This is a genomic window from Streptomyces sp. NBC_01454 (assembly GCF_036227565.1).
In the GTDB taxonomy this organism is placed as follows: domain Bacteria; phylum Actinomycetota; class Actinomycetes; order Streptomycetales; family Streptomycetaceae; genus Streptomyces.
The window spans coordinates 491,328-513,608 of the sequence record NZ_CP109461.1 but is presented as its reverse complement, the minus strand read 5'-3'; the positions used below and the strand labels follow the sequence as shown (position 1 = coordinate 513,608).

At 67.5% G+C, this 22,281-nt stretch carries 21 protein-coding genes and 2 pseudogenes; 14 read left to right on the top strand and 9 right to left on the bottom strand.

From position 1 onward, the window contains the following. Window position 1: 1 nt before the first annotated feature. Window positions 2-523: pseudogene (locus OIU81_RS39105) on the top strand (universal stress protein); the annotation flags it as partial. A 153-nt stretch (window positions 524-676) separates the two neighbouring features. Here OIU81_RS39105 and OIU81_RS39100 read toward each other — a convergent pair. From OIU81_RS39100 to OIU81_RS39090, 3 genes are all read right to left on the bottom strand, one after another. Continuing rightward, window positions 677-1,696 carry a hemolysin family protein gene (locus tag OIU81_RS39100; RefSeq protein WP_329143097.1) on the bottom strand — a complete coding sequence of 340 codons (1,020 nt, stop codon included), beginning with the start codon at window positions 1,694-1,696 and terminating at the stop codon, window positions 677-679. Further along, window positions 1,693-3,069 (bottom strand): hemolysin family protein, encoded by a 1,377-nt coding sequence (locus OIU81_RS39095; protein ID WP_329143099.1) that lies wholly within the window; start codon window positions 3,067-3,069, stop codon window positions 1,693-1,695. The genes OIU81_RS39100 and OIU81_RS39095 overlap by 4 nt, the downstream gene beginning before the upstream one ends. Window positions 3,070-3,438: 369 nt before the next feature. After that, window positions 3,439-3,990, bottom strand: a complete 552-nt coding sequence (locus tag OIU81_RS39090; protein WP_329143101.1) for a LysM peptidoglycan-binding domain-containing protein — start codon at window positions 3,988-3,990, stop codon at window positions 3,439-3,441. Window positions 3,991-4,230: 240 nt separating this feature from the next. Between OIU81_RS39090 and OIU81_RS39085 the strand changes: the two genes are divergently transcribed. Next, the gene (locus OIU81_RS39085) at window positions 4,231-5,421 is read left to right on the top strand and encodes an IS110 family transposase (RefSeq protein WP_443074118.1); all 1,191 of its coding nucleotides are present in this window, start codon (window positions 4,231-4,233) and stop codon (window positions 5,419-5,421) included. A 67-nt stretch (window positions 5,422-5,488) separates the two neighbouring features. On the opposite strand, the gene OIU81_RS39080 is transcribed toward OIU81_RS39085, so the two are convergent. The 4 genes from OIU81_RS39080 to OIU81_RS39065 all read right to left on the bottom strand — a co-directional run bounded on the left by OIU81_RS39080 (window position 5,489) and on the right by OIU81_RS39065 (window position 7,770). After that, window positions 5,489-5,752: a GlsB/YeaQ/YmgE family stress response membrane protein gene (locus OIU81_RS39080; protein WP_329143105.1), complete on the bottom strand. Its 264-nt coding sequence runs from the start codon at window positions 5,750-5,752 to the stop codon at window positions 5,489-5,491. A 100-nt stretch (window positions 5,753-5,852) separates the two neighbouring features. Next, complete coding sequence (locus tag OIU81_RS39075; RefSeq protein ID WP_329143107.1) at window positions 5,853-6,308, bottom strand: tellurite resistance TerB family protein; 456 nt, start codon at window positions 6,306-6,308, stop codon at window positions 5,853-5,855. Between the two features lie 110 nt (window positions 6,309-6,418). Further along, complete coding sequence (locus OIU81_RS39070; RefSeq protein WP_329143108.1) at window positions 6,419-7,453, bottom strand: sporulation protein; 1,035 nt, start codon at window positions 7,451-7,453, stop codon at window positions 6,419-6,421. 98 nt (window positions 7,454-7,551) lie between these two features. Next, window positions 7,552-7,770 (bottom strand): hypothetical protein, encoded by a 219-nt coding sequence (locus OIU81_RS39065; RefSeq protein ID WP_267843147.1) that lies wholly within the window; start codon window positions 7,768-7,770, stop codon window positions 7,552-7,554. Between the two features lie 378 nt (window positions 7,771-8,148). Here OIU81_RS39065 and OIU81_RS39060 point away from each other — a divergent pair, with 378 nt between their 5' ends. The 10 genes and pseudogenes from OIU81_RS39060 to OIU81_RS39015 all read left to right on the top strand — a co-directional run bounded on the left by OIU81_RS39060 (window position 8,149) and on the right by OIU81_RS39015 (window position 15,931). Further along, a complete protein-coding gene (locus tag OIU81_RS39060) occupies window positions 8,149-9,483 on the top strand; it encodes a hemolysin family protein (protein ID WP_329143112.1) in 1,335 nt (444 codons plus the stop codon). Further along, entirely contained in the window at window positions 9,480-10,487 is a 1,008-nt protein-coding gene (locus OIU81_RS39055; protein WP_329143114.1) for a hemolysin family protein, read from the top strand. The genes OIU81_RS39060 and OIU81_RS39055 overlap by 4 nt, the downstream gene beginning before the upstream one ends. A gap of 936 nt (window positions 10,488-11,423) precedes the next feature. Beyond that, on the top strand, window positions 11,424-11,639 hold the full coding sequence (locus tag OIU81_RS39050; protein WP_329143116.1) for a hypothetical protein: 216 nt from the start codon (window positions 11,424-11,426) through the stop codon (window positions 11,637-11,639). A 51-nt stretch (window positions 11,640-11,690) separates the two neighbouring features. Further along, a complete protein-coding gene (locus OIU81_RS39045; RefSeq protein ID WP_329332057.1) occupies window positions 11,691-12,311 on the top strand; it encodes a restriction endonuclease in 621 nt (206 codons plus the stop codon). A gap of 212 nt (window positions 12,312-12,523) precedes the next feature. Continuing rightward, window positions 12,524-12,751, top strand: a complete 228-nt coding sequence (locus tag OIU81_RS39040; RefSeq protein WP_329143120.1) for a hypothetical protein — start codon at window positions 12,524-12,526, stop codon at window positions 12,749-12,751. Then, entirely contained in the window at window positions 12,748-13,326 is a 579-nt protein-coding gene (locus OIU81_RS39035; RefSeq protein ID WP_329143122.1) for a class I SAM-dependent methyltransferase, read from the top strand. Before OIU81_RS39040 ends, OIU81_RS39035 begins: the two co-directional genes overlap by 4 nt. Window positions 13,327-13,358: 32 nt before the next feature. Further along, the gene (locus tag OIU81_RS39030) at window positions 13,359-13,706 is read left to right on the top strand and encodes a class I SAM-dependent methyltransferase (RefSeq protein ID WP_329143124.1); all 348 of its coding nucleotides are present in this window, start codon (window positions 13,359-13,361) and stop codon (window positions 13,704-13,706) included. A 197-nt stretch (window positions 13,707-13,903) separates the two neighbouring features. Beyond that, window positions 13,904-14,158 (top strand): annotated as a pseudogene (locus tag OIU81_RS39025) (methyltransferase); the annotation flags it as partial. 97 nt (window positions 14,159-14,255) lie between these two features. Continuing rightward, on the top strand, window positions 14,256-14,504 hold the full coding sequence (locus OIU81_RS39020; RefSeq protein ID WP_329155612.1) for a hypothetical protein: 249 nt from the start codon (window positions 14,256-14,258) through the stop codon (window positions 14,502-14,504). Window positions 14,505-14,677: 173 nt separating this feature from the next. Next, window positions 14,678-15,931: an integrase gene (locus OIU81_RS39015; RefSeq protein ID WP_329155614.1), complete on the top strand. Its 1,254-nt coding sequence runs from the start codon at window positions 14,678-14,680 to the stop codon at window positions 15,929-15,931. 228 nt (window positions 15,932-16,159) lie between these two features. On the opposite strand, the gene ltrA (OIU81_RS39010) is transcribed toward OIU81_RS39015, so the two are convergent. Together ltrA (OIU81_RS39010) and ltrA (OIU81_RS39005) are read right to left on the bottom strand one after the other, a co-directional pair. After that, on the bottom strand, window positions 16,160-17,413 hold the full coding sequence (ltrA, locus tag OIU81_RS39010) for a group II intron reverse transcriptase/maturase (protein ID WP_329143125.1): 1,254 nt from the start codon (window positions 17,411-17,413) through the stop codon (window positions 16,160-16,162). Window positions 17,414-17,999: 586 nt separating this feature from the next. Next, the gene (ltrA, locus tag OIU81_RS39005) at window positions 18,000-19,262 is read right to left on the bottom strand and encodes a group II intron reverse transcriptase/maturase (protein WP_329143128.1); all 1,263 of its coding nucleotides are present in this window, start codon (window positions 19,260-19,262) and stop codon (window positions 18,000-18,002) included. Between the two features lie 677 nt (window positions 19,263-19,939). Here ltrA (OIU81_RS39005) and istA point away from each other — a divergent pair. Next, entirely contained in the window at window positions 19,940-21,454 is a 1,515-nt protein-coding gene (gene istA, locus OIU81_RS39000) for an IS21 family transposase (protein ID WP_329154844.1), read from the top strand. Next, window positions 21,454-22,245 (top strand): IS21-like element helper ATPase IstB, encoded by a 792-nt coding sequence (gene istB / locus OIU81_RS38995; RefSeq protein WP_329143130.1) that lies wholly within the window; start codon window positions 21,454-21,456, stop codon window positions 22,243-22,245. The genes istA and istB overlap by 1 nt, the downstream gene beginning before the upstream one ends. Window positions 22,246-22,281: the final 36 nt, after the last annotated feature.

Sequence of the window (22,281 nt, the reverse complement as noted above, 5' to 3'; positions counted from 1 at the left end):
GGGATCGACGGCGGTGCATCTGAGCGCGCACGGCCGTGGCCCGGTGATGGTGGTGCGGGACCAGCCGGACCCGGCCGGGCCGGTAGTAGTAGCTGTGGACGGCTCTCCGAAGGGGCGGACCGCCGTCGCGTTCGCCTTCGCCAAGGCTGCGCTGCGGGGCGCCGAGCTGCTGGCGTTGCACGCGTGGTCCACCTGGGCCGACCACGGCGAGCACAGCCTGGGCCAGCCGGTGAATCTCGTGGATCTGATCGGTGATGTGGACCAGGTCCGGGCAGCGGAGGAGCGGGTCCTGGCCGAGGCCCTCCGGGACCATCGAGGGCGGTACCCGGATGTGAGGGTTCGTTTCTCTCTCGTACGCGGGCGTACCCGGCCGGTGCTGATCGAGGCAAGCAGGAGGGCCCAGCTGATGGTGGTCGGTGCACGCGGGCACGGCGGATTCACCGGCCTGCTGCTGGGTTCGGTCAGCCAGGCCGTCCTCCATCACGCCCGGTGCCCCGTCACCGTGGTGCGCTCCGGCCTGTGACACACGCGTCTGGCGCGCACCAACCGGGCTCTGTGGCTGGGCGCCGCCTCGGCTACCCAAGGCGAGAGACCACGCTGAACCACATCAGGGCGCCTCACGCCCTGCGGGCGGTGCGGCACCGGCCCTTGGTACCGCACCTCCATCGATCTCAGGTCAGGCTCGCTGCGGACCCAGAAGTCGGGTAATCAGGTCATCCAGGCTGACCAGGCCCGTCAGGTTCCCGTCGGCGTCGCGTACGACGGCGAGGGATGCGCGATGACGCCGCAGGGCCTCGACCGCCTGGGCGATGGTGGTGTCGGGGTTGAGGTCGGGCACCGGTCGGGCCAGCTCGGCGGCGGTGACCGGGCGGCTCTGGGCTCGGGCGGCGAGAGCGTCGCGGGCGTGTACAGATCCGAGGACCTGGTCGCCGTCCCGTACCAGGAGCCGGGTGCGGTCCGCCGCGGTTGCCGCGGTCAGAATGGCGTCGGCATCTGCGTCGGCGGGCACCTGGGTGATCAGCTGGGCGGGGATCTGCAAGGCACTGATGGGGGCTTGGGGTTCGGTGAGGGAGCGGGTGATCAGGGTGGAGTCGCCTGCGCTGATCAGTCCGAGTCGCTGGGATTCGGCGACCAGGTGGGTGAGTTGTTCGCGGTTGTGGACGGAGGTGAGTTCCTCGCGGGGGGTGACCCGGCAGAGCCGGACCAGTGCGTTGCTGACCTGGTTGAGGGCCCAGATGAGGGGCCGTACCAGGCGGATCAGGGCGCGGAAGGGCGGTGCGAGGAGCATCGCGGAGCTTTCGGGGTGGGCGATGGCCCACGATTTGGGGGCCATCTCGCCCAGCACCATGTGGAGGAAGACCACGACGGCCATCGCGAGGGCGAACGCGATGCCGTAGCTGAGCCCGGTGGGCAGGCCCGCCTTCTGGAGCAGGGGGTCGATCTGCTGGGAGAGGGCGGGTTTGGAGACGATGCCCAGGCCCAGGGTGCACATGGTGATGCCCAGCTGGGCGCCGGCCAGCATCAGGGACAGCTCACGCATGCCGTCGAGCGCCGCGCGGGCACCGCGCCGACCTTGGGCGGCGGCCTTTTCCATGCGGTGGTGCTTGGCTGCGACCAGGGCGAACTCGGCGGCGACGAAGAAGCCGCTGCCGATCAGCAGCAGGACGGTGACGAAGAGGGCCATCAGCGGGTTCATGCGGGCCGCTCCTTGCTGCGGTCGGCAGGGGAAGCCCCCCGGGTGTTGTCGTCGGTGTCCTTGGGGTCGTACAGGCGGCTCAGCCAGATACGTTCGGGCACGTGCCGGTCCACCGCGGTGACCTCGACCGCGGCCTGGCCGCCGTCGGTGAGGGCGATGGTGAGCTGGTCGCCGATGACGGGCAGGCGGCCGAGCCGGTCGATGACCAGTCCGGCGACGGTCTCGAAATCGTCGTCCTCGGGCAGGGCGATGCCGGTGGCCTGGGCCGCTTCGTCGATGCGGCGGCCCGCGTCGATGAGCCAGCCCGCGCCGTCGCGGACGGCGAGTGGCACGATGCGGTCGCTCTCGTCGGAGATCTCACCGACGAGTTCTTCGGCGATGTCCTCGAAGGTGACGATCCCGGCCAGCCCGCCGTGCTCGTCCAGGACCACGGCGAACTCCTCCCCCGCGGCTTCCATGTGCGCGACGGCACCGGGCAGGGGAAGGCTGTCGGGCAGGAACAGGGCCGGGCGGGCCAGGGCCCGGGCCGTCCGCTGCGCGAGCTGGCCGGCGGGCAGCGGCATGAGTTCGCGGACCCCGACGATGCCCACGACGTCATCGGTCCGCTGTCCGAGGACGGGGTAGTGGGAGTGGCCGCGGCGGGCGATCAGCAACGCCACCTCTTCTCCCGAGGCGGCTTCCGGGACGGTGTCGACGTCCACCCGGGGCACCATGACCTCGCCCAGGCGGCGCTCGGAGAACTCCAGCGCGCTCTCCAGCAGGTCGGCGTTGGCCCGGGGCAGCTGCCCGTGGTCGTGGGACTCGCCGATCAGATGGCCGAGCTCCTCCAGCGTCGCCCCGTGGTGCAGTTCCTCCACCGGCTCGATGCCGATCCGGCGCAGAATCCTGTTCGCCGCCGCATCGAACACACGGATCAGGGGGCCCGCGACTTTCAGGTAGGCCACGGTGGAGGCACTCAGGGACTTGGCCAGACGCTCAGGAATAGCCAGAGCCAGATTTTTGGGGGCCAGCTCGCCCAACACCATCTGGATCACGGTGGCCAGGGCGAACGCCAGGAACAGTGCGATCCCGCTCACCGCCGCGTCGGGGATGCCGACGCCGCTCAGCAGCGGACGCAGGAGCTCGGCCAGCGCGGGTTCGGCGAGGAACCCGACGACCAGACCGGTGACGGTGATACCCAGCTGCGCGCCGGAGAGCATGAAAGACAGCCGCTCCAGCACCTTCACCGCGCGGGCAGCCCGTTTGTCACCGGCAGCAGCCTCACGGGTCAGGGCCAGGCGGTCGGCGGCGACGTAGGCGAACTCCTGGGCCACGAAGTAGCCGGTGCCGGCGGTCAGGACGAGGACGGCCAGCAGACCGAGTACGGCACTCACCGGGCACCACCGCGCAGAGTGCCGCGATCAGTCGCGTTCTGGCGGGATGGCCGGATATGGTGCCCAGAGGGGTCCCTCGAAGAGGCGGACAACGATCTTCTCCTTCGCGCGAGCCAGCAATACGGCAGGGAATACGCCGGCGGGGCGCTACCGACGCAGCGACCCGGTGGGGGAACTCTATGCTTCTACATCTCTGTAGATGACGTGAGGGTGGGCCCTCGCCTCCAGGCCGCCGCTGCGACGCGGAGGCGCCGAAGCAGGCACGTGTGGGTCCGTGCACACATCGACGCGCCGCTGTCCAGGGCTGCGGCCGCAACGACGGAAGGCCCCGACGTCGAGGTCGGGGCCTTTCGTCGTTGCGGCCGGGGACTACGGAATCGTCAGCACCTGGCCGACGTCCACCAGGTCCGGGTTGTCGATGCCGCTGGCAGCGGCGATGTCGTGGTAGCGGTTGCCGTCGCCGTAGAAGCGTTCGGCGATGTCCCACAGGGTGTCGCCGGGTTCGACGGTGTAGGTGCGCGGCTCCGGGACGAACGGGGATACCTCTTCGGCGGCCGGGGCCTCAGCCGGTTCTTCGACGGCGATCGGATTGTCGGTGTTGGTGTCCGACGCCCACAGCGGGCTGCCGTCCACGGCGTACAGCACCACGTTGCGGTCGGCCTGTACGACCAGCCGGTCGGCGGCCTCTCCGTTGGTGTCGGTGGCCCACACCGGGCCGTCGTCGGTGTACAGCACGAAGTTGCCGTCCTGCTGGAGCACCGCTCGCTGAACTCCCTGCTCGTGGGTGTCGGTCGCCCACACGACGCCGCCCGGCTCGGAGAGCACCAGGTTGCCGTCGCTCTGCAGCGTCAGGATGTAGGCGCCGCCCTGCAGGGATTGACCGAGACCAATTTCATCACCCGGGTACAGGGTGTCACTCATGGACGTGCCCTACTTTCTTGATCGTGGTTCGAACTGGTCACTCGTAAGATCAGCGGGACCCAGGGGCTCTGGGTATGGCTGTCATGGCTGCGCCGTGAGATGGCTGGAAAGGCTTGGCCGCCCGGAGCCCCGCGACGACTCGACCGCCAATTGGGAGATGCGACTCGATCGCTGTGTAGGGCAACGTCGGCGAGGTCGTCTGCTGGGCTGCAAGAGCGCGACGAGCTGGCGGAGGTGACCGTGCCCCGAATATGGGCCGGAGTGGACATCGGCAAGGAACATCACCACTGCGTGGTGATCAATGCGGACGGCGAACGGCTGCTGTCCCGCCGGATCCTGAACGACGAGACGGCCCTGCTGGAACTGATTGGGGACGTCCTGGCGCTCGATACCGATGTGCTGTGGGCGGTCGACCTCAACCACGGCGGAGCTGCCCTGCTGATCGGGTTGCTGCTCAGCCACGACCAGCCGATGGTCTACATCACCGGCTTGACCGTGCACCGCGCTTCGGCCTCCTACAGGGGCGAAGGCAAGACGGACGCCAAGGACGCCTTCGTCATCGCCGACCAAGCCCGAATGCGCCGCGACCTGGGCCAGCTGCGGCCCGGCGACGAGATCGCCGTGGACCTGCGCACCCTGACCGGCCGCCGCACCGACCTGATGTGCGACCGCACTCGCCAGATAAACCGGCTGCGGGCCCAACTGCTTGAGATCTTTCCGGCGTTGGAGCGCGAGCTGGAGCTGACGAACAAGGGTCCCGTCGTTCTGCTGACGGGCTACCAGACCCCGGCGGCGATCCGCCGCAGCGGCGTGAAGCGCATCGATACGTGGCTGCGCAACCGCAAGGTCCGCAGTGCCGCGGCCCTCGCCCGGACGGCGGTGGAGGCCGCTGAAGCACAGCACACCGCGCTGCCCGGCGAGAAGCTGGCCGCCGCCATGGTGGTCCGCCTCGCGAAGGGGGTGATGGCCCTTGATGAGGAGATCGCTGAAGTCGATGCCCTGATCGAGACCCGGCTTCGCGAGCATCCGCACGCCGAGGTGATCCTCAGCCTGCCCGGCATGGGCAAGCAGATGGGGGCCGTGTTCATCGCCGCCACCGGAGGCGACATGGACGCCTTCGGCAGCGCCGACCGGCTTGCCGGCTACGCCGGCCTGGCGCCGGCCCCGCGCGACTCCGGCCGCGTCAGCGGGAACCTCCGCAGACCCCGGCGTTTCCACCGTGGGCTGCTCAACGCCATGTATCTCTCGGCGCTGTCGAGCCTGAAGAACTGTCCGGCCTCGAAGACGTACTACGCGCGCAAACGCGCCGAAGGGAAAGGGCACAAGCAGGCGCTGCTGGCACTCGCGCGCCGCCGCATCAATGTCCTGTGGGCCATGATTCGTGACGGCGCGTGCTACCAAGCCACACCCGCTGTCACGGCAGCGGCTTGACATCAGCATTGGGAAGCCTTTCAGGGAAGCGGATGCGCTTCGTCGCGCATCGAAAACATGGAGGGGCTCAGCGGCGGGTCTTGAAGCGTTCCAGGGCTGTCACGCCGGCTGCGGCGAGGGCGATCTGGATGAGCCACTCGATCCAGTCGATGCCCTTGGTGTCCGCGACCCCGAGGGCCGCGGCGATGCCGGTGCCGACGAAGGCCGCGACGATGCCGACCGCGATCGTCCACAGCAGGCCGATGCGCTGGCGCCCCGGCAGGACGAGCCGTCCCAGCGTGCCGACGACGATGCCGATCACGATCGCACTGATCACACCGGAGATCTCCATACCTGCCCCACTCTCTCCATTTGGTCATGTCCGGATGCCCGCCGGGCGGCGAGCCACACGGGCCGCGCTCAGCGGCACCCTGGGTGGGCCGGTGATCGGCTCAGAGGTCGAACTCGTGCGGGGGAAGGTCCAGGGTGTAGCAGGCTTCGCGGACGACGGCCTGCTCGGTCTTGTCGAAGTCGCCGTCGGCGCCGCCGATGACGATGCCGATCTGGATGACGGCGCGGGCCTCGGCGGGCTTCTTCTTCGCCTTGGCGATCTCCTGGAGGACGCTGACCTTGCCGAAGTCGAAGTCGGCGGTCAGCTTGTTGAGGTTCTCGTCGAAGCGCCGCTGCAGGTCTGCGGCGTCGAAGTTGCGCAGCACGTCGTTCGTGGCGATCAGCTGTGCGACTCGCTGGCGTTCGGAGGGGTCGATGGTGCCGTCGGCGGCTGCGACGAGCGCGCACATCGCCATGGACGCGTCGCGGAATGCTCCGGACTTGAGGTCGTTCTTCTTCGCGTCCAGCTGCGTCTGCATCTGCTGGGCGGATTCCTTGATGCGGTCCCACAGGGCCATGTCAACTCCACTGGGTCGTAGGGGTGTCCGGGCCGGGGACGGACGGGCCGGCCCGGACACCTTCATTTCTACACCAACGTAGAAGTTGGTGGGTGGTGCAGGCGGGCGTCTTACGCCTCCTCGCCCCCGCCGTCTTCCTCGTCGTCACCTTCGAAGAAGTCGCCGATCTCGTCGACGGCTTCGGCGGCGACCATGCCGCCGACCACGCCGACGGCCAGGCCCGCGGCACCGGCGGCGACGACGGTGCCCATGCCGGGCCCGGAACGGTGGCCGCCGTGATGACCGCCGTGCCCGTGGTGGCCGTGCTCGTCCTTGTGGGCGTGGGAGCCGTGGATGTCGCCGTGCCCGTACGGGTGATGGGAGACGCGGGCCGAGTGGGCGTCGATGAGCTGACTGATCCAGGAACCGACGACCGCGTTCCAGTCCCGGTGGGCCGCGCCCTCGTGGCTGACGTGATGCCGGCCGAGCACGTCGTGACTGCCCGAGAACAGTCCGCCGCGCTTGTCTGCCTCCAGGACGATCTCCATCCCGCCGGGATTGGCGAGGAAGGTCACCTCGATCTCGTTGACCTGGTGGGCGTACTGCGGGGCGGGGGTGAGCTCGATCTCCTGGTAGAACGGCAGCTGCTGGCCGGTGCCGCCGATGCGCCCGTATTCAAGGTCGGCGGACTTGAAGCCGAAGCCGAGCTGCCCGAACGCTTCCAGGATCGCCTCCTGCACCGGCAACGGACCCACTGCCAACGGGTCGAGGTCGCCCTTGTCCCTGGCTCCGGCCACCGCGAGCTCGGTACGGATCCCGAGGACGATGCCCAGCGGCTGCCCGTGCAACTGAGTGACGGGGGTCTCCCAGAGCAGCGTGATGGCGAACGGCACAGTGCGGTGCTCGCCCTCGGCGAGGCGGAAACCGCCGCCGACACTGAAACGTTCGAAGGCGGCCGCGCCCTCGTGCTCGCCGCCGTCGTGTTCGGCTTCGACGCGGGCGATGAGTTCGAGCGTGATGTGCTCGATGTCGAAGTCGGCCCGCCCGCCGGTCAGGCGGACTTCGCCGGTCAGGCTGCCGCCAGGCAGGACGGCTCCCGGTGCAAGGACCGTATCCACTGCGGGTCCGCCGACCCCCACTGAGCCGAGCAGGCGCTTGAACACCATCGTGGCGTTCTCCTTCGTCTTACGTGCGTATGGATTTCATGTAGGCGCGGCGCCGCGGGTGCAGGTCCCCTCCGCGGCACCGCGCGCCGGCCGGGGTGTTACTTCGCCGCGTCCAGGGCGGCCAGGGCCTGCGCCCAGCCGACGTACTTCAGGTCGGCAAGATCGGCGACGGTCTTGACGCCGAACGCTTCCTTGAGCAGGTCGCCCTGCCGGTCCGAGACACCCTTGAGCGCGGACACGGGCGCGGCCAGCACCTCGGGCAGGCTCTTGTCCGCCCACGCCTTGTCCAGCACCTTGTCCAGATCGATCGAAGCCATGCCAATCCCCTCCTGTCACCGCGTGTTCGAGAACACGCGTATGGGCGCCAGGGCAGCACGGAGTACCCCGCACCACACTGGCATTATCTACAAGCATGTAGAAGCATAGGAGAACGAGGCAACTGTGGAGCACAAGGGCGAGAGATCGGGCGGGAAAGTCCGAAAAGACCCCTACCCCTGTCCTGTGCGTCTCCTCTGGCCAGGGGCTTTACTGATCCTTTACAGTTGTCGTGCGGATAATTGTCCGCCCAGATCCATCGGGCCGGGATGCGGTCCGATCGAGTGAAGAAGGAGCAGCAGACCCGCAATGGGTGAACCTCCCAGTACGAGCCGTGCCACGCCTTGCCCGATGAATCAGCCGGGAGCGGGGGTGGCACGGTGACCGAAGTGCTGCTGCTGCTTCTCGCGCTCGCTCTGACGCTGGCGTGCGCGGTGTTCGTAGCCGCCGAGTTCTCGTTGACCACGGTCGAGCGCAGTGAGCTCGAACGCGCCGCCAAGGCCGGTGAACGGGGCGCCGAGAGCGCCCTGGCGGCCGCCAAGCGGCTCACCTTCCAGCTCTCGGGTGCCCAGCTGGGCATCACCGTGACCTCGCTGGTGATCGGCATGCTCGCCGAGCCGTCCGTCTCCGCCCTGCTGCGCGGCCCCCTGGAGGCCGCCGGCCTGCCCGCGGGTGCCGTCTCCACCACTGCGACCCTGCTGGGCGTGGCCCTGTCCACGGTCGTCCTGATGGTGGTCGGCGAGCTGGTGCCGAAGAACTGGGCGATCTCTCGTCCACTGGCCGTCGCGAAGGTCGTCGCCGGGCCTCAGCGCGCCTTCACTGCCGCCTTCGGACCGCTGATCCGGCACCTGAACAGCACCGCGAACCGTCTGGTGCGCCGCTTCGGCCTGGAGCCAGCCGAGGAGCTGGCCTCCGCCCGCACGCCCGAGGAGCTGGTCGCGCTCGTTCAGCACTCGGCCCGCGAGGGCGCGATCGAGGCGGACTCGGCGGAGCTGTTCGTCAAAACCCTGCACCTGGCCGAGCTGACCGCCGAGAACGTGATGACCCCGCGGATCGATGTCCAGGCCCTGGAGGCACACGCCAGCGTCGCGGACGCCGCGAACCTCACGCTGGCCACCGGCCTGTCCCGCTTCCCCGTCTACCGCGACGCCCTGGACCAGGTCATCGGCACCGTCCACATCCGCGACGTCCTCGCCCTGGAGGAGGACAAGCGGCAGCTCACCCCGGTCACTGACCTGATGACCGAGCCCCTGCTGGTGCCGCACTCCCTGCCCGTGGACACCCTCCTGGGACGGCTGCGCAAAGCCCGCACCATGGCCGTGATCATCGACGAGTACGGCGGCACCGCCGGCGTCGCCACCGTCGAGGACATCATCGAAGAGGTCGTCGGCGAGGTCCGCGACGAGCACGACCCCATGGAAGTCCCCGACCTCATCCAGGCACCCGACCACGACGGCCGCCAGGTATGGGAGGCGGACGGCAGCGTCCGCGTTGACGAGCTCGAAGAGATCGGCCTCACCGCACCGGAAGGCCCGTACGAGACCCTCGCCGGCCTGATCGCCACCCGCCTGGCACGCATCCCCGCCCAGGGCGACACCCTCACCGTCGACGGCTGGGAACTGTCCGTACTCGACATCGAGCACCACCGCGCCGACCGCGTCGCGATCACCGCACCGGCCACCGCACCCACCCGGGCCAAGGAGAAGAGCCGATGACCGCCCTCCAGCTGCTGATCGGCGCCTTCACCCTGATCACCAACGCCTTCTTCGTCGGCGCCGAGTTCGCCATGATCTCCGTACGGCGCAGCCAGATCGAACCGGCAGCCCGCAAGGGCAACCTCCGGGCCAAAACGGTCCTGTGGGGACTTGAACACCTCTCCGCGATGATGGCCACCGCCCAACTCGGCATCGCCGTCTCCTCCCTCGTCCTCGGCGCGGTCGCCGAACCCGCCATCGCCCACCTGCTGGAACCCCCGTTCCACTCGGTCGGCGTCCCCGAAGCGCTGATCCACCCGATCGCGTTCGTCATCGCGCTCACCCTCGCCACCTACCTGCACATGCTGATCGGCGAGATGGTCCCGAAGAACATCGCGCTCGCCGCCCCGGCCCCCACGGCCCTGCTCCTCGGGCCGCCGCTGGTCGCCCTCACCCGAGCTCTGCGCCCGTTCGTCTTCGGCATCAACGCCTTCGCCAACACCCTGCTACGGCTGCTGAAGGTCGAACCCAAGGACGAAGTCGGATCCGTCTTCACCGACGACGAACTCACCCGCCTGATCAAGGACTCCAGCGCCGCCGGCCTCCTCACACCCGAGGACGGCGAACGCCTGCAAGACGCACTCGAGCTCGGCACCCGCCCCGCCGGCGAAGTCATGGTCCCCCTCGACCGCATGGTCACCGTCACCCACGACATCACCCCCCAGGGCCTCGAGCGGGCGGCAGCGGCGCACGGCTTCTCCCGCCTGCCCGTCACCGGACCAGGTGAGGAGATCCTCGGCTACCTGCACATCAAGGACGCCCTCGGCCTCACCGACCGCACCGCGCCCTTCTCCCGCAGCGCCCTCCACCCGATCACAAAGGTCGCCCTGGACACCCCGCTCGACGACACCATGACCGCCATGCGCGCGGCCGGAACCCACCTCGCCGCCGTCACCGGCAGCAAGGGCACCGTGCTCGGTTTCGTCACCATGGAAGACGTCCTGGAAGAACTCGTCGGCGCCTGACCCGCAGGATCCGTCGCCGGCACCGCCCGCTCCGGGTGATGGCCACCGGCATGTCAGCCACTCCGATCACCGGCCTGGGAAGCGTGCAAACAGGCACAGGACGCAGCGACGTCCGGCCGCCTCATCGCTGTCCTCTCGACTTCGTCGGCCGTCTGCTTCGCAGACGGCCGACGCGAAGCGGGGGAATCAGGTGCGGGGTGTGGTGGTGCGGATCTCGACTGAGACTCTGCCGAGTTCGCGGACGACGTCATTGAGGGGGCTGTACGAGTCCGGCATCGTTCACCACCTGCGCACGCCACCATGCTGTCGCGAACGGCCGAAGACGGTTCGACGAGGAGTTGACCGTGGTCATCGTGCTCGCCCTCGGCTTGCTACTTGCTGCTTGCTGCTTGCTCCGACAGCCTGCGGGCGCGGACTGTCGGATGGCATGAGACAGCCCGTACACGGCAGCTCGCAACCCGGTCCGTGAGCGCTGACCGTCTCCGGCCCCCGCCGACCGCCCGGCCTGTCGGCCCACGCCCCGCAAGCCCCTTACCGACTGCCCATCGGAGACACCCCGCAAAGAACCGCAGCCCAGGGGCGGCACCGGCGCATTGCCGCACCCAGTGCGCTCCGCTGCTTCTCGCCATTCCTCATCGGCGCACCACCGAACGCCGCCGGGGCCGTTTCCGCAGGTGAGAGACACCCAATGGCTAGGCCTCTCCGACCCGGCGCGCAGCGGTGGCGGCAGAGCCAGCCCTGATCCCCCTGTCCGCCGAGGTCAACGGATCAGACCCCCGGCGTGATGGCCAGCCGTGCGGCATGGGGCCGGTGGCTTGATGACGCCCTGGCCCGGCTCGGCGTCGTGATGATCCATCAGTTTCTGTCAGAGCCCGCTGCTACACAAATTCCCGAGGGATGGGCCGCGCCCGCGGTCCGCCGACGGGAGGGGACCCCATGTCGAAGGTGCCGGACGGCTTCCACCGGGTACGCGCGCACAACCGCCGCAATCCGAAGCCCGGGAGCGCGAAGCGGATGAGCGGCTGGATGATCGCCGGCCTGCTGGCCGGTGCCTGGCTGTGGGGGCAGGTATTCGGCTTCGGCGAGAGCACCGCCACGACGCCTCCGCCCGCGGATCCGCAGCCGGCCGTCTCCGCCCCGGCCGTCCGCTGATGGGGCGTAAACGGCCGCGTCTGCGGCGCGGCTGAGGTCCTCTCGGCCGCCATTGTGGCGGTGGCCGTCCTTGTCCTGGTCGTCAGGATGGCTGCCGCGGCCGCCAACGCTCTGAAGGATGCCTGGCCTGTCGTACTGGCTCTCGCACTGCTGGCCGCGGCTATCGCCGCGTGGCGGACCGCCCAGGCCGCGGGTGGGCGGCGTCGTGACGCCGAGCGACTGGCCGTTCTGCGGATCACCCTGGCCGAGTTCGACGGCATGGACGACCGGCAGTTCGAGTACGCCCTGAGGGATCTGCTGGTTCGTGACGGCTGGCCGGCCCGCCGTGTAGGCGGCGGTGGCGATCAGGTCGCCGACGTCATCGGTGACCATCCCCAGCGCGGCCGGATCGTCGTACAAGCCAAGCACACGCGCGTCGGCGGGAAGGTTGGATCGTCGGTGATGTACGCGGTGAAAGGGACGGCCGGGCCGGCCCATGGAGCCAATCACGCGGTCGTCATCACCAACGGCACCATCACGCGCGACGCAATGGCCTGGGGCGACCGGCACGGTGTCCACTGGGTCGACCGGGAGAAGCTTCGGCGCTGGGCAGAGGGCGGCACCGCGCTGCACGAACTCCTCGGGCTGTCTGGGCGCTCAGGCGGCCGGGGCCTGTTCAAGCGCGCGGCATGACGGTGCTCATCGAGTCCGTTCCGCTACGAACCCGCCTCAGCGAAAGTTCGACAAGCAGCCAAGACCATGCAGTGTGCGCTTCATCACAGGCTCGAACGAGGATGGAGACACGATGTGGTGCCGGAACGCGACACCACCCCAGTCGTCGGCCACTCCCCAAAGGGACACGACCAGCGAGGGACACGATCTCTGCGGGAACAAACCTGCGCCGCATGCAGGCCGCGAGCACCACGGTGACCGCCGGAGCCCGACCCCTGGCCGCGGCGGCAGCCGGCGCCCTGGTCCTCTTCCTCGGCGTCCGCGGCACCCTCACCGTCGGAGCGGTCCTCCAGATCGTCCCCGTGATCCTTCTGCTCGTCTCCCCTGTCCGCGCCCTGCGGGACATGCCCGTCCCGCCCGCGCGCACCGCCGTGCCGCCCGCCCGTGAAGGAGCCGCATGACGACGACCTCGACCGCCGCGTACTGGGACCCGCTCTGGGTAAGCGGTCGCCGCTACCGGCAGCTCGACGGCCCCGAGAAGCGGCTGATGGACGAATACCTCGGCCCCGGCCGCGGCCGCCCCGCCCTTGACCTCGGCTGCGGCGACGGCACCCTGGCCCGCCACCTTCACCACGAGCTCGGATACCGCACCACCGGCATCGACATCTCCCCCAGCGCCGTCGCACTCGCCGCCGCCCACGACGAAGGCCCCGCCCCCGGTCCGGCGTGGCGGTGCGCCGACATCACAACCAGCGACCTCACGGCACTGCCGGAGCCCGCGTATGCGGTCATCACCTGCCGTCTGGTCTACCGGTGGATGGACGACAAGGCGGCCTTCCTCAACCGCGTCCGCCACCTCCTTGTCCCGGGCGGGACGTTCTGGGTGGTCACCGAGATCGCCGGACGCCGCGAGAACACCGACCCCCTCCACGGTCTCGGGATCAGCCCCGCCGAGACCGAATTCCTCACCTCCGGCTGGTCCGCTGTCCAGGCCGCCGACCTTGACGTGCTCCGCTGCTACGCCCTGCACCCCTGACCCCCACTCACCCCTTGCCGATGGAGGACTCGGTGACCACCGAGAAGGACACCCTCGAAATCTGGAACACCTACGGCACCCACCAGATCACCAGAGGACTTCAGCTGCCCGAACTGGACCGGTGGGACTGGGGAATCCCGGAGACCGGCCCCGGCATCAACGCCCTCGGCGAGATGGCTGGACTACGTGTCCTCGACCTCGGCAGCGGCCTTGGCCGGCACGCCGCGAACCTGGCAGCCCTGGGCGCCAAGGTCACCGCCGTCGACGCCGCACCCGCCCAGCACCAGCGCGCCCTCACCCGCTACCCGGACCACCCCGGCCTGCACCTGTGTGCGCCGACGCCGTCGCCCACCTGCGCGCTGCCGACCCGTACGACCTGATCTACTCCGTCTGCTCCGTGCCGTACCTCGACCCCAACCGGCTGCTGCCCGCCCTGGCCAACGGCCTCAAACCGGGCGGACGCCTGGTCTTCTCCGCGCTGCACACCAACTCGGACGGCGCCGGGCCCTCGAACGAGGTGACCGCGCGCCCCGAGATCCTGCGACTGCCCGGCACAACCCAGGACCACCCCGTGAGTATGTGGGTCCTCAGGGTGCAGCTGTGGGAGGACCTCCTGGTCCAGCACGGCCTCACCCTGGAATCGGTCACGGCGATCGACTCCCCGACGGCGGACAACGCGGTCTCCTACCGGCTGTACACCGCTCGCCGTCCGGAACGCGTGCCGAGCCGTCCCCGCACCAACACCCCTCCCCCGCCGAACACCGCCCTCGGGGTCGGTGTGATCGTGTACGGCCCGGACGGCATCCTGCTCGGCCGACACCGGCGCCGTACCTGGGAGCTCGCCGGCGGGACCGTCGAACCGGGCGAGACCTTCGCCGAGGCCGCCATCCGCGGAAGCCGGCCTCGTCGCCGAGCCCGACGACGTACAGGTGCTGGGCACGCTCCTGGACCAGGTGGGCGACGTCGTACGGCTGACGGTGCCCGTCCTGATCACCCGCTGGTCCGGCATTCCCCAGCAACGAGAGGAGGCCATCGGATCCTGGCGGTTCTGGCCTCTTACCGCGCTGCCCCAGCCGCTGTTCGTGCCCAGCGCCCAGTGCCTGACCGCCTGGAACCCCGCCCTCCCGCTCGATCACACCCGCGCCCTCTTCCAGCCGTACGCCTCCCCCGGCCGGTAGACCGGCACCGACCACCTCCCGCGACCGCGTTCGACAGAAAGGGTCTTACCCGTGCCTCCGTCCTCTTCTGCGTCCCGGCGTTCCCTGCTGGGCGTCTTCGCTCACTTGTGCACGCTCGGTCACTGACCGGGTGGATGTACGGTCCGCGGGTGTTGAGACAAGACGCCTGGTCAGTGCACTACACCTCGCGGGACCTACCGCAGCCTGAGCCGCAGCCCTGGCACCTGCAGCTTTCCTCGGACGAGTGGGAGCTTTGGCTCGACGACCTGGGCATTCCTGATGGGACGCCGTACCTGTTGTCGCCGTGCTTCGTCTACGACACGGACCTGAACTCGTACTTCCATCGGGTGAACCTGATGGCGGGTCCGCTGAACAGCCAGCTCAACCGGGCGTCGCCTCTCTGTCGGAACTTGAACTTCCTGCACAAGAGCCGTGGCGGGAAGGACTGGCGGGACGCGACCGAGGAGGATCACGCGGCTTACCACCACTGGCGTCGCCGTGATCCAGGTGGGCCCCGCGTTGATGGCGACACGTGGAGCCAGGAGATCTCTCACATCCAGCAGTTCTACGTTTTCGCGAAGTCCAAATCCTGGGTCCCGTCAGTCCCGATCCCACAGCGGCCCCGGCGTGATTCGAAGGGCGAGGAGAAGAACGGCCGAGACCGACGGAACCCGGTGCCGGACGACGATGTGGACACGGTGCCGGCGTCGTACTCCCACGATCAAGGCGGCAAGGAAGCCTTCGAGTGGCTGCCTGCACCGGCATACCGCCGGTGGCGGAACGTCGGCGTCCTCGGCTATGACCTCGAGGGCCTGCCCCGGGACAACTTCCGCGGCCGGTGGGCATCGCGCAATGGTGCCTTCAGCGACTCGTTGGTCCGCACGGGGATGAGGCTGGAGGAGCAGGCCAGTCGCATCATTTTGGAAGTCCCGACGGGGCCCGGTCCGGCGGGCTACAGCAGGTTCTGGCTGCCTGGGGCGATCGCCAAGCGGAACTCGGGACGCTGGGTTTACGAGCCTGCGTCGGTTCGGCGGGATCTGACCGCCTACGAGGCTGCGGACCGACGGTGGGTCGTCGAGGAGGCCCGTGACGCGGGCCGCTACGGAAAGATCCGGCGTCCGATCGTGATCGATGATCCGCGAACCCCACACATGGCTCGGTACACGAGCGGCATCAACCGCAGCGAGAAGGTGAACGTCAGGCTCCTCAACCCGCGCGAGCGGCGCCGGCTCCTGGTGGATACCGAGGACGGCCTCGAGCCCGCGATGTTCTGGCTCGGCGAGAGCGGGCTGCCGTTGTCCTTGTCGACGTGGAAGGACATGTTCACCGACGCCAACCGCCGATGCGAGGAGACCGGCCTGGCTCTGCGAGCTCATGCACACCTCCTGCGTCACACGTTCGCGGTCATCACCCTCGAACAGCTCTGACGGCGGCCGTGACAAGCTCCCCATAGGCGGCCATTTAAGGCCCCACTGATGGCCACGGGGTTCCCCGCGTACGGCCAGTTTTCTCCCCGCTCGCCCCGACAGGTCCTGCTCGGCGACGCTTGAGCGGGTGAAGAACAGCAGGGTCGGGTGGCCCGGAGGGATCTCACCTCCGGGCTCCCTCAGAACGGAGCGTGACAATCTCTCGTCACTCCGCTCTTGTCGTCCTGGTCACCACACGTCCGGCATCCATGCCCAGTGGGCGAAGAGCCTGGGGTACTGGCGGATCACGCGTTTCCAGCACCTGTGGGCCTTCTTGAATGCCCGGAGCCGCTTGTACTTCCTGCGGACCCAGCGCAACAGGTAGGCATTAATGCGCTGGAGGAGGGGATACAGCGCGGAGCGACAGAACGCGCCGAAGTACTGCATCCACCCGCGTACAACGGGGTTGATCCGCTGGGCGAGTTCGGTGAAGGTGAACTGGGTCTTCCGGTGCAGCCGCCACGAGCGGACTTCCCGGCTGATCTTCTTCTTGGCGTCCTTGCTGATCGCGGGCAGGAAGCTGGTGAAGTTCTCACCGTCCCTGTTCCGCGCCCCGCGGGCTCGGAACGTGAATCCGAGGAAGGTGAACGACGTGTTCTCGTACGAGCCACGTCGCCTCCCATCCTTGAGGTACACGATCCTGGTCTTGTCGGGATGCAGCCGCAGCCCGACTTCTTCCATCCTGTCCGTGAGCCCTGCCAACACCCTCCGCGCCTGGCGGATGTTGATGCAGTGCACGACCGCGTCGTCGGCATAGCGTTCGAACGTGACGTCCGGGTGGTTCCGGGCGAGCCACATGTCAAACGCGTAGTGCATGAACAGGTTCGCCAGCACGGGCGAAACCGCCGATCCCTGAGAGGTTCCTTGGCTCCGCTTCTGCAAGGTGCCGTCGGGCAGTTGAAGCGGCGCTTCGAGCCACCGCTTAACATACAACTTCACCCAAACGGCGTCGGTGTGAGCCTCCACAGCCTTGACAACGAGGTCCCACCGGACGCTGTCGAAGAACTTCTGAATATCGAGATCGATAACCCAGTTGTCCTTCCAGCAGCGCCGTCGGCAGGTTTCCACCGCGTCAAGGGCCGACCGATAAGGTCGATATCCGTAGGAATCCTTGTGGAACACAGGCTCCACGCGGACTGCCAGGTGTCTGGCTACTACGGTTTGCGCCACACGATCCGCCACGGTGGGAATGCCGAGCATTCTCGTGCCTCCACCATGCTGCTTCGGGATCTCCACCGCACGCACCGGAGGAGGAAAGTACGTCCCTGACGACATCCTGTTCCAGATTCTATAAAGGTTGCCCTTCAGATCCTCCTCGAAGTCGTCGATGGACTGCCCATCCACCCCTGGTGCTCCCTGATTCCTTTTCACCTCCCGATATGCCTCCAGTACTTCCCACTTGGAGATACTGAACGGCTTGTCCGGTGCTTTCAGCTTGTCCATCGGCTCCTCCCGGAGAACGTCCGGTTGACCTGACACACACAGCCACGGATGACCCGGTCCCTTCGCTCCACCCCCATTACAGAGGCTTCGGCACTACTACGGACCGGTCCGCCAACGCGTCCCGCGACGGTACTCAGCTCCTTGCGGTTCAGCCGCTTGGAGGGCTCCCTCTCGCACTCCCCTTGGGCGAGTGCTGTGTCGGGACGTGCCTTCCCACGTTCCATGCGAGAGCGGCAGATCAGGCTCACGCCACCTCCATGCCGGACACCGCCTGACCAGTAGACAGGTTTCCCGTCAGGCTTATCCCGGACACAATCTCAGGGCCCGGTTTCGATGCCACTTGATTCTCCATAACGACACTTCAGCAGTGGTTCACTTGCGTTCGTCTTCCTGATCCCTACCTGACGCCTCTCGGGCGCCTTTTCCACATCGCTCACCACGGTCGCGTCACCGCTTCCGCAGCATGTGGGGGTTTGAAGCCTCCTCCTGCAAGGCGGCTCGCCGAGTAGCCGAGGGGAATTTCACCCCTCGGCTCTCACAGATCCGTGCGTAACAATCTCTCGTTACACGGCTCTTGCCATCCTGATCACCAGACCTTCCGCGCCGAGACGGACCATTTCCAGTGCGCGAACATGCGGGGGTAGCGATCCGCTGCCCCCCAAAATGCCCGAATGGCCTTCTTGAACGCTGCCAATCGCTCGTACTTTTTGCGGATCCATCGCACCAAGTAGGCATTGATGCGTGCCAGGAGGGGATACATCGCAGTCCGGTAGAACCGGCCGTAGTAGTTCATCCAGCCCGCCACGATCGGATTGATCCGTCTGGCGAGCTCCACGAAGGAGAGATCCGATCTGCGGTGAAGCCCCCAACTGCGCACTTCGCCGCTGATCTTCTTCTGGGCGTCCTTGCTGATCGCCGGCAGGAACGACGCGAAGTAGCCGCCGTGCCTGTTCTGCGCCTTACGCGCGCGAAACGTGAATCCCAGGAAGGTGAACGACGTGTGTTCATACGAGCCACGTCGGTTTCCATCTCTGCAATACACGATTTTGGTCTTGTCGGGGTGCAGTCGCAGCCCGACCTCCTCCATCCTGTTCCCGAGTGCGGCCAGCACTTGCTGGGCCTGCCACTCGGAGACGCAGTGCACGACTGCGTCATCCGCGTACCGTTCGAACTGGACGGTCGGGAACTCCCGCGCCAGCCAAGTATCGAACGCGTAGTGCATGAACAGGTTCGCGAGCACGGGCGATACCGCCGAACCCTGGGGAGTCCCCCGGGTCCGCTTCTGCAAGGTGCCGTCGGGTAGTTGCAGCGGCGCCTGGAGCCACCGCTTGACATATAAAATCACCCAAACGGCATCGGTGTTGGCTTCCACTGCCTTGACGATGAGGTCCCACCGGACACTGTCGAAGAACTTCTGGACATCGAGATCGATGACCCAGTCCTTCTTCCAACAGCGTTCCCGGCAGCGTTCCACCGCATCCAGCGCAGACCGTCCGGGCCGATACCCGTATGAGTCCGCATGGAACACAGGCTCCACCCGGACTCCGAGATGTCGTGCCACCACGGTCTGGGCCACCCGGTCGGAAATAGTGGGCACGCCTAGAATTCTCGTGCCCCCGCCGTGTGCCTTGGGAATCTCCACCGCGCGCACCGGAGGCGGGAAATACGTCCCGGACGACATCCTGTTCCAGATCTTGTAGAGGTTATTCTTCAGATCCTTCTCAAAGTCATCGATGGACTGCCCGTCCACTCCCGGTGCACCCTTGTTCGCCTTGACTCCCTCGTATGCCTCCCAGACCTCCCGCTTCGAAATCTCGAACGACTTGCCTGACGATTTCAACTTGTCCATTGAGTCCTCCCGGAGAGCGTCCGGTTGATCAAATGCACACAGTCACGAATGGCCCGGCCCCTTCGCTCCACCCCCATTACAGGGGCTTCGTCACTACTACGAACCGGTCCGCCAGCGCGCCCCGCGCCGGTACTCAATCCCTTGTGGTTTCAGTCACTTGGGACGCTCCCTCTTGTCCGCCCCGTCTGAGGCAGACTGTGTCGGGGCACGCCTTCTCCTGTTCCATGTGAAAGCAGCAGATCAGATTCACGTCGTCTGCATGCCGGACACCACCTGGCCAATAGACGGGCACCCGCCAGGCTAATCCCGAAGATCCTTCGGTACTTCGGTTTTGATGTCGGTTTGATTTGTAACGACACTTCAGCAACGATTCGCTTGCGCTCGTCTTCCTGATCCCCACCTGACGCCTCTTACGACGCCTTTTCCTCATCGCTCACCACGACGGTCTTCAACCCAACGCAGCATGAGGCGGTTTGAAGCCTCCCCCCGCAGGGCGACTTCGAAGGGCCACGCCTTTATCTTTCACATAGCACCGTTTCAGCAGCTCTGCCTACACAGAGCTGCCTCTGACGTTCAGGACACAACGAAGGGCCAATTCCTTCATCTCTCACATAGCATCGCTTTGAGAGAGCTTGCCTACATTGCGCGCTCCTTCCGCGTTCGTGGCACACGAGATCATGGAAATCCTTGAGGCTTACGACCTCACGGGCAGTTACCGCGCCGCGGCGGAGCTGGCCGGGTGCGACCACCACACGGTGGCCCGGTATGTGAAGATGCGGGCCGCTGGTCAGAACCCTGATCAGCACCGTCACCGGACCCGCGCGATCGACGACTATCTGCCGAAGATCGAGGAACTGGTGGTCCGCTCGCAGGGCAAGGTCCGCGCGGACGTGGTCCACAAGCGAATCACCGCGATGGGCTTCGCGGGCGGAGAACGCACCACTCGGCGCACGGTCGCCGAGGCGAAAGCCCAGTTCAGGGCGGGTCGGCGGCGGATCTATCGGCCGTGGGTGACCGAGCCGGGGCTCTGGCTTCAGTACGACTTCGGCGACGGGCCGGTGATCAAGGGCCGCAAGACCACACTGTTCTGCGCATGGCTGGCCTGGTCCCGTTTCCGCGTGGTGATCCCGATCTGGGACAAGACTCTGCCGACGATCACCGCGGCTCTGGATGCCACCTTCCGCAGACTCGGCGGGGTGCCGGCCTACGTGCTCACGGACAACGAGAAGACGGTGACCACCGACCATGTCGCCGGGATCGCGGTCCGCAACCCGGAGATCGTCGAGGTCGCCCGCCATTACGGCACGACCATACGTACGTGTTTGCCGGCGGACCCGGAGACCAAGGGCGGCTCGGAGTCGACCGTGAAGATCGCGAAGGCCGATCTCGTCCCGAAGGACGTGAATCTCCGCGAGCAATACAAGACCTTCGGCGAGCTCGAAGCGGCCTGCCGGGCCTTCTGCGATGAGGTCAACTCCCGTACTCACAGGGCGACTCGGACCAAGCCCGCCGACCGGCTCGCGGAGGAACGCCAGCGTCTTCACCCGCTGCCGCGGCGCCCATTCACCGCCACCTTCGGCACAACCCGCCGGGTCACCTGGGAGTCGACGATCTCAGTCGAAGCGGTCCGCTACTCGGTCCCGCACGAGCTGATCGACAGCCGGGTCTGGGCCCGCTTCCACGGCGACGAACTGGTCGTCACCGCCGTCGACGAACACGGCTCGGCCCGCGAGGTCGCCCGCCACCCGCGCGGCCAGGCGGGCTCGCCGGTCCTGGATGACGCCCACTACCCGCCGCGTGAGGACAAGGAAGGTGACCGGACCCCGAAGGCCACCTCCGTCGAGGAGGTCGCGTTCCTCGCCCTCGGTCCCGGCGCCGCGAGCTGGCTTGTCGAGGCCGGAGCATCCGGAGTGCGCCGGATCAGGGCGAAGATGACCGAGGCCGTCGCCTTCTCAAAGCTCTATTCAGTGGCGGAAGTTGACCGCGCGCTGGGCACCGCCGCGGTCACCGCTCGCTTCGCGGACAAGGACCTGCTGTCCATCCTCGACTACCAGGCCGTCCACGAACGGGCCGAGCCCGTCCGCCGCAGCGAGGAACACTCGCTGCAGCCCGGCACCTCGTCCTGGTCCGCCTTCGGCCTGCCCGCCACCGCTTCGGATGTTTCCGAGTACGACGAAAGTGATCTCTCCTGATGGCCGCCCCTCTTCGCACCGTTCCCGGCTCGGGCGGCGACCCGCTCGCCGAGTCCATCGAGCTGACCCGCAGACTCAAACTCCCTCACATCCGCAGGTCGTTGACCGACATCATCCCCACCGCCAAGGCCCAACGCTGGGACCCAGCCGAGGTCGTCCGCGTCCTTCTTTCCGAGGAAGCCGCCGGACGCGACCGCGCCAACCTGCACACCCGCCGCAAGCGGGCCGGGTTCCCCACCGGCAAGACCTTCGGCGACTGGCACGAGACAGAATCGTCCATACCCCGGGCCACCCAGGACGCCCTGAAATCCCTGGAATGGGTCGGCCGCCGCGAGAATTTTTGCATTTGCGGCCCAAGCGGCACGGGAAAGAGCCACTTCACCGAGGCCCTCGGACAGACCGCGGTCGAAGCCGGCCTGACCGTCGCCTGGTTCACGATCGAGGAACTCGGCGCACTGGTCCGCCGCCACCGCGCGGACGACTCCATCGCCCGGGCCCTGGCGAGAATCATCCGCTCGGACCTGATCATCGTCGACGACATCGGGCTGCTGCCTGTCTCCCCGGACGCCGCCGAAGGCTTCTACCGCCTGGTCGATGCCGCATACGAGCGACGTTCGATCGCCGTTTCGAGCAACCTCCACCCCTCAGGATTCGACGAGATCATGCCGAAGACCCTGGCCACCGCGACCGTCGACCGGCTACTTCACCATGCCCACGTCACAGTCACTCAGGGTGATTCGTTTCGACTCACCGAGGCCACCACAGGAAAGGGAGTGAAGCCCTTCAGCTGACCCACACCCCCCGAGGCGGGGTGATATCTGGCCGCC

What these genes read in the sequence shown, in the direction of transcription:
- ltrA (WP_329143125.1), bottom strand. Translation starts at nt 17,413, where the DNA reads ATGGACAAGCTGAAAGCACCGGACAAGCCGTTCAGTATCTCCAAGTGG.
- OIU81_RS39075 (WP_329143107.1), bottom strand. Translation starts at nt 6,308, where the DNA reads ATGGCCCTGTGGGACCGCATCAAGGAATCCGCCCAGCAGATGCAGACG.
- OIU81_RS39050 (WP_329143116.1), top strand. Translation starts at nt 11,424, where the DNA reads ATGTCGAAGGTGCCGGACGGCTTCCACCGGGTACGCGCGCACAACCGC.
- OIU81_RS39070 (WP_329143108.1), bottom strand. Translation starts at nt 7,453, where the DNA reads ATGGTGTTCAAGCGCCTGCTCGGCTCAGTGGGGGTCGGCGGACCCGCA.
- ltrA (WP_329143128.1), bottom strand. Translation starts at nt 19,262, where the DNA reads ATGGACAAGTTGAAATCGTCAGGCAAGTCGTTCGAGATTTCGAAGCGG.
- OIU81_RS39040 (WP_329143120.1), top strand. Translation starts at nt 12,524, where the DNA reads ATGCAGGCCGCGAGCACCACGGTGACCGCCGGAGCCCGACCCCTGGCC.
- OIU81_RS39090 (WP_329143101.1), bottom strand. Translation starts at nt 3,990, where the DNA reads ATGAGTGACACCCTGTACCCGGGTGATGAAATTGGTCTCGGTCAATCC.
- istB (WP_329143130.1), top strand. Translation starts at nt 21,454, where the DNA reads ATGGCCGCCCCTCTTCGCACCGTTCCCGGCTCGGGCGGCGACCCGCTC.
- OIU81_RS39065 (WP_267843147.1), bottom strand. Translation starts at nt 7,770, where the DNA reads ATGGCTTCGATCGATCTGGACAAGGTGCTGGACAAGGCGTGGGCGGAC.
- OIU81_RS39100 (WP_329143097.1), bottom strand. Translation starts at nt 1,696, where the DNA reads ATGAACCCGCTGATGGCCCTCTTCGTCACCGTCCTGCTGCTGATCGGC.
- istA (WP_329154844.1), top strand. Translation starts at nt 19,940, where the DNA reads ATGGAAATCCTTGAGGCTTACGACCTCACGGGCAGTTACCGCGCCGCG.
- OIU81_RS39035 (WP_329143122.1), top strand. Translation starts at nt 12,748, where the DNA reads ATGACGACGACCTCGACCGCCGCGTACTGGGACCCGCTCTGGGTAAGC.
- OIU81_RS39055 (WP_329143114.1), top strand. Translation starts at nt 9,480, where the DNA reads ATGACCGCCCTCCAGCTGCTGATCGGCGCCTTCACCCTGATCACCAAC.
- OIU81_RS39080 (WP_329143105.1), bottom strand. Translation starts at nt 5,752, where the DNA reads ATGGAGATCTCCGGTGTGATCAGTGCGATCGTGATCGGCATCGTCGTC.